This window comes from Deltaproteobacteria bacterium (assembly GCA_009930495.1).
Classification (GTDB): Bacteria; Desulfobacterota; Desulfovibrionia; order Desulfovibrionales; family Desulfomicrobiaceae; genus Desulfomicrobium.
Genome location: RZYB01000166.1, coordinates 1 through 5,629, shown reverse-complemented (window position 1 = coordinate 5,629; position 5,629 = coordinate 1). Strand labels below are relative to the sequence as shown.

Here is a 5,629-nt window from a genome sequence, read left to right as displayed (position 1 = left end):
GCCTTGATGTGCCATATCTGGCACCTCTTTTGGGCCTTGATGTGCCATATCTGGCACCTCTTTTGGGCCTTGATGTGCCATATCTGGCACCTCTTTTGGTACCGCCCATTTCTCGTAGTCCTTTTCCAGGCGTATGGTCATTGGTTTCGGCCCGTTACGCTGGATATAGAGTGCACCGCGAGCAGCAAGGGCGGCGAGGGCGCGGGCGGCCGTGCGCGGGCTTTGGCCGCACATGCCCGCCAGCTGTTCGCGGGTCACGTCCGCCTCTTTCCGGCCGTACCCGTATGTCACGCGCACCAGCGCCAGCCACATCACAGTTTCCTCGGCGGACAGCCGGAGCAGGGCCGCGTCCAGCAGCTCGTTAGCGATCCTCGTAAACCCATGCTCACACTGCGGATTCGCCATGTGCACCCCCCTCCGGCAGCCATGTTTCCGGGTCTGGATTGGGCAGATATCGCCCCGGTCCGATCTCGTAGAGCACGCGACGAGCAACGAGGCCGCGCAGCACCCGCTCCACCTCGGCCAGCGGCCGGCCGGTCATCTGGGCCACATCCGCGCTAGATGCCCCGGCGCGCGGCCCGCCATGTTTTCGTTTCCGCATTTAACCCCCCGGCGTTTATTGTTAAAAAAATACTTTAATAAACTCTTACAAAATACCTTGACCTATGTTTAGTAACGTCTTATTAAATAGTCAACGAAGCACAACAACCCCGGCTGCAACCGGAAAAACAGGAGACCACTATGTTAGATTTCACCCAGATCGAATCCCTCGCAAACGACCAGGCCCCGTTGTTCTGCCAGTACCCAGCCCAGAGCAACCCCCAGCCGGCCTATATCTATCTGTACGAAGACGGCCGGGTCTTCGCCGACTACTCCGGCGAGCTCGGCAATGCCCGCCCGGCAGATGAGTGGCATCGCCGCACCCTGACATGGAGCGTCAGCCCCTACATGACCGGCCAGCAGTTGGTTGGCATCCTGGGTCGCGACGACGTCCGCGCGTTGTTGCAGCGGGTCCACGACGGCCACGACACGGACTGGAACGGGTCCAATTTTGTCGGGACGCTGACCGCCGACGCCGAGGCCGCGGACGAGGAGCTCACCAGCCTGTTCGACGACGCCGAAGGCAACGTGCAGGTCTGGAACGTCGATGACTGGCTGTTTTCCAACTGCAACCTATTCGATCACTGGCCGGCCGGCGAGATGGCCCTGGCCGAAGCGGTCCAGGGCGTCGAGGCCACGGTCGAGGCCAACATGATCCTCAACGGCGACCTTAGCGATGCCCTGCTGGAAGACGCGCAGTGGAAGTGCCGCAGACTGACCGCAGGGCTGGGCGAAAACCACCTCGCGGCCCTGCTAGAACACGGATACGCCGACGCCGACGAAATCGCCGAGTACCGCGAGGCAGCGGAAGAATAGCGGCAATCTTCTCCGGGAGCCCGCCGGCTCCCGGCTTCCATCGGCCACGCGAATCCATCGCGTGGCCGTACAAGCCGAAAGGAGGATACATGGCCAAGGAAAATTGGAAAAAACCCATCTCGATCAGCATGTCAGCCGACATGCTGGCCCAGATCGACGCCCGCACCGATCAGCACGCGGGCGGAAACAGGTCCACCACGGTCATCGAGGCCGTGAACAACTATTGGGCCTTGCTGGACCTGGGCTTGACACTGGCCCGCAAGGAGCTGACCGAGCACGAGGCCTGCCTCGTGCTGGACACCCTGAACGGGACCTGGACCGGCGGGTTCCCCGGAGGAACCGAGGCAACCAGGTGGGCGCAAAACGCTTTGATTTGGGAGGTCTCGGACGCCATATCGCTCAACCAATACGACCGAAAGTGGGGGGTAAATGGTCCGGCCCTCATCGCCAAATTGCAGGGGCTGGACGGCATCGCCCGCCTGGCCCTGGCGGATTGGGCGAGAAGAATGTGGGCCGATTATGAGGACAATGAAAAATGGCAGCAGGAATGCAAGCTATTCCTGCCCAACCCGGGGGCGTGATGGCCGCCCTGTTCCCCATCGAGACCGTCAAATAAAAAACGCCCGGCGCGCGCTGCAACGCCGCCGGGCATGACCCAAACCGGAAGGAGCCTCCGATATGAGTACAGATGCCCTACCTCTCGCCCTGGAAATGATCAAGCTAGCCACCCTGGCCGGCATCCTCGTCCCTCTCGCCGTTGGCCTGCTCCGCTGGGCAGCCTGGAGGCGGTCATGAGGATCATGTATGTTCATGGGCTCGATCTGCTAAATTTACAGGGGCTTCGGGGCCGCGACCTGGCCACGGCCATTGAACTGGCCGTCGTGCTCGGCCAAAAAACCATCCTCTCCACCGCCAATGGATTTTTTGTCCTGGGAGGTGCCCGATGATGACACAAAGGATTTTCGTCGGGATACAGGCAGCAGGGGTGGTCTACGCCGACCGCCAGGCCGAAGAGCACGGCGATTACAAACGCCTCGCGTTTCTGCCCTACGACGGCATGCGGCTAGAGATTGCCGCCGACTGCCCGCCAGAGCTGGCAGAAGCGATCAGTGTCTCCGCGAAAAAATACGAGGGGCAGACCGAGATCCAGACCTCGGAGTGCGGGCAAATGACTCGTTTGGTCTGGGAATAACCACCCGCTTCGACCCGGGGCGCAATCGCCCCGGGTCAGCATGAAATCTCGCCTATTCGCCTTTCAAAGATCCCGCAAAATTTTACTTCAATCCGGCCCGCGAAGCCTTGCCTCGCGTGCCGTCAGAAACAAAACTTCATCCATCGCTTGAATTTTCACCCGAGGCCAGCACGCACAGCTCTGGCGCATCTAGAGCGGGCGTCGTGGCGTACATTGTCCGATACGTCACGCCCTGGCGCGCGCATGGATGTGCCTCGACCCAGGCAAACACTTCGGAGTCGAGCCAAAACAGGTCGGCGGCCTCGCAGAACTCCGGCCAATGGCCCCGCAGCCAGTCGTAATTTTCAACCAGTCGCCGCCGGTCCGCCGTGAATTGCACCGCACACAGGAGTATCCGCCCGTCCGTCACGACCGCGCACAACGGACACGTCCGCAGTAATTCGCGAAACCGCCGCAGCGCCGGAGACTCGTCGCTAAGGCCATCATACATGCTACTCGCCGCCAATCCGTGTCGTCGGGATCTCCCTTGTCCATCGCCATGGGCCGAAGGCAAGCGTCACGGACGCGGGCTTGCCGGGCTCGTCCACGGTATATTCGCAGGACTCAATTTCGGTGGCAAAAACAACGCACCCCAGGACCAGGGCAGACGTCACCGCCGCGCAGGCCGCAATGTAGGCGAGTAGCCCGAGCGCAATTTTCCATCCGGCGCCAAGAAGCGTCCCGATAGTGCCCACATGATATCCGGCAAAAAACCCCGCGCCGACCATGGACACGAGGAACAAATAAAACCTGCAATTACTCATGCCTCAACCCTCCGAAACTCAACGACCCACACCCATGGATTCGCGTCCCATCCATTGCCGCGCTTGGCATAGCAGTCGTCCCAAATTTTCCGAAACGCCTGGCGCGGATCTGCGGACCATTCGCGCCACGGCCATCCGTAATCGTCTGTGCCGGGCAGCCCGTCAGCGTCTGGGATTCCCCACTTCACGCGCGCCCCGTCCTTTGTGACCCCGCGCAAACCCTCGGCCTTTGCCTCTTCGCCGGTGATATCGCGTAACCGCTGGACTCGCACGTCGACAATTTCCAGTACGATACGGCAGGCCCAGCGGGGCATGTGGATTGATGGCCGCATCTTTGGAGACCAAAACCCGCGCGGCCCGCTAAGCTTCGGAACGCCGTCGGCTGCATAAATAGCCCGTGCCTCTTCTGGCGTATAAGACCATCGGTCCACGCCCATGTGCCGAGGGCAGAAGCTATGCGTCTCCCGCACCCAAAGCCGGTCTCCTGGCTGCCCGAATGGGCAGGCATTCACACAAGCCGGGTCGTCCAGATGCCATGACCGGCCGCTCCTCCCTACCCGACCAGAAATGTCCCTCCTCAATGGTCGCCGCGTCTGTGTCTTTCTCCCGTCAAGTAGCGCGCGTACCATGTCGCCGTTCATGAGTATTGGGCGCTCGTTCATTCGTCCTCCTCTGGTTCCTCGGCCTCGCCGCGATACTGACTTTCAGCCTCGGCCTCGTCGGCCCAGATCCGGGCCACGGCGGCCGAGGCGACCAGCTCTTGCCCGCGCCGGGCCAGCGGGCCGAGCCCGCCATAATACACCATCCCCACGCCCAGATCCTCCATGGCCCAAGCCAGGCTGCGCAGCATGGCCGGAATCTCTCCGGCCATGCGGGCTTCTGGCGCGGCGTCCGTCACGGCCTCACCCCCGCCGGCAACTCGCCCTGGCACTGGAAGCCGGCCGCGCCCTTGTGTCCGCCGCCTCCGTAGCGCCTGGCGATGACGCTGACGTCCACGTCCTCGCGGGTGGAGTACAGGCTGACGGTCCATTTCCCAGCGCGCCACCCCCATGCGAGCATGGCGTCATGCGTTCCTGGGTCCACGACCGAGTCGAACGCCCTGGAGTTGCAGCACATGCGATTCATGGCGATGCAGCGCAGTCCCCCGAATGTCGTCTCATAGGCGCAACTCGCGGCGTACACGGCGCTATTTTTCGCGTCGGCCCGGAGCGCCACGACGCCGTGCAGAATAATGTCCGCCATGCTGCCTCGGCCGCGCAGCAGTCTGCGCCACACCTCGGCCTCGGGCCACGTGTTTTCCAGTCTCAAGCCGTACTGGAAGGGCTGGCAGTTGGTGTCATGATGGTCCCACACGTCGTATTCGGCTAGCAGGCGCACGGAATACGGCATGGTCTCGCCCCGGTGGAACCACTCCCAAACCAAGGCGCAGGCCCCCAGGCCCTCGCGCTGGATGCCGTCGATCCGCGCACCGGCTGCCGCCGCGTCGTCAAGGGCCGTCTTGTGATGATCAATCCAGACCAGCGTTGCTAGTTCATTCAGGCGGACCATGTCCGCGAATGGCTGAAGCGAGAAATCCACCATCATCACCACCTCGCCGGGGCGGATGGAGTCCCAGGGGAACGGTTGGCCGTAGTCGATTGGGAACATCTCGCACTCTGGCTCCGCCATTTTGACGATAGCCCCGGAGCAGTGGCCGTCCAGGTCGGCCGAGTGGTAAAAGCATTTCATCGCAGATCCCTCCGCGCCACTCAGGCGGCGCTTTGCTTGAGGTTCAAGGTTCGGGGCCAGTGCGCTAGGCCGGGATCTCCAGGACGGGAACAACCCCGAACTGGCGGTACTTGGTGCCGTTGCCCACGCCTCCGCCGGAACCCACGTGGACCGCGTAGTAGCTGCTGTACTCCGACGAGGACCAGATGAAGGCCCCATGGATGCTGCCAAATCCCCATCTTGACAGGGCGTAGTCGGGAAAATCCCCAATCGTCGGGTCGTTGGCGTCGATGAACTCCCGCTGTCGCCAAATTGTCAGCAACACATCCGCCGTGGGCAGGTCGCACGGGGCGCCGGATAGCATCACCTGTCGGCACGTTTCCACTGCGTCTGTGTTGCCGTCGGAGGCAACTGCTACCGACGCCGCCCGATATTTCGCGTCCAGTACGGCGATCCAAACATCGCGGCCGTTAAACCGGAATGGCGTGCCGTCCGCGTTGCCGATGATCGT

The 5,629-nt window shown here is 62.2% G+C and carries 11 protein-coding genes; 3 read left to right on the top strand and 8 right to left on the bottom strand.

What is annotated here, in order from left to right:
- Nucleotides 1–405 (bottom strand): hypothetical protein (locus tag EOL86_11645; GenBank protein NCD26227.1); only part of this gene is annotated, 405 nt, incomplete at its 3' end.
- A complete protein-coding gene (locus EOL86_11640; GenBank protein ID NCD26226.1) occupies nt 386–601 on the bottom strand; it encodes a hypothetical protein in 216 nt (71 codons plus the stop codon). The genes EOL86_11640 and EOL86_11645, both read right to left, overlap by 20 nt.
- Before the next feature lie 140 nt (nt 602–741).
- Here EOL86_11640 and EOL86_11635 point away from each other — a divergent pair, with 140 nt between their 5' ends.
- From EOL86_11635 to EOL86_11625, 3 genes are all read left to right on the top strand, one after another.
- A complete protein-coding gene (locus EOL86_11635) occupies nt 742–1,416 on the top strand; it encodes a hypothetical protein (GenBank protein NCD26225.1) in 675 nt (224 codons plus the stop codon).
- Nucleotides 1,417–1,505: 89 nt separating this feature from the next.
- On the top strand, nt 1,506–1,997 hold the full coding sequence (locus EOL86_11630) for a hypothetical protein (GenBank protein ID NCD26224.1): 492 nt from the start codon (nt 1,506–1,508) through the stop codon (nt 1,995–1,997).
- A 362-nt stretch (nt 1,998–2,359) separates the two neighbouring features.
- The gene (locus EOL86_11625; protein NCD26223.1) at nt 2,360–2,608 is read left to right on the top strand and encodes a hypothetical protein; all 249 of its coding nucleotides are present in this window, start codon (nt 2,360–2,362) and stop codon (nt 2,606–2,608) included.
- Between the two features lie 136 nt (nt 2,609–2,744).
- On the opposite strand, the gene EOL86_11620 is transcribed toward EOL86_11625, so the two are convergent.
- From EOL86_11620 to EOL86_11595, 6 genes are all read right to left on the bottom strand, one after another.
- Entirely contained in the window at nt 2,745–3,098 is a 354-nt protein-coding gene (locus EOL86_11620; protein ID NCD26222.1) for a hypothetical protein, read from the bottom strand.
- A gap of 1 nt (nt 3,099) precedes the next feature.
- Entirely contained in the window at nt 3,100–3,411 is a 312-nt protein-coding gene (locus EOL86_11615; protein NCD26221.1) for a hypothetical protein, read from the bottom strand.
- Complete coding sequence (locus EOL86_11610) at nt 3,408–4,073, bottom strand: hypothetical protein (GenBank protein ID NCD26220.1); 666 nt, start codon at nt 4,071–4,073, stop codon at nt 3,408–3,410. Before EOL86_11610 ends, EOL86_11615 begins: the two co-directional genes overlap by 4 nt.
- Nucleotides 4,070–4,309 carry a hypothetical protein gene (locus tag EOL86_11605; protein ID NCD26219.1) on the bottom strand — a complete coding sequence of 80 codons (240 nt, stop codon included), beginning with the start codon at nt 4,307–4,309 and terminating at the stop codon, nt 4,070–4,072. Before EOL86_11605 ends, EOL86_11610 begins: the two co-directional genes overlap by 4 nt.
- The gene (locus tag EOL86_11600) at nt 4,306–5,139 is read right to left on the bottom strand and encodes a hypothetical protein (protein ID NCD26218.1); all 834 of its coding nucleotides are present in this window, start codon (nt 5,137–5,139) and stop codon (nt 4,306–4,308) included. The genes EOL86_11605 and EOL86_11600 overlap by 4 nt, the downstream gene beginning before the upstream one ends.
- Nucleotides 5,140–5,203: 64 nt before the next feature.
- Nucleotides 5,204–5,482, bottom strand: a complete 279-nt coding sequence (locus EOL86_11595; GenBank protein ID NCD26217.1) for a hypothetical protein — start codon at nt 5,480–5,482, stop codon at nt 5,204–5,206.
- Nucleotides 5,483–5,629 lie beyond the last annotated feature (147 nt).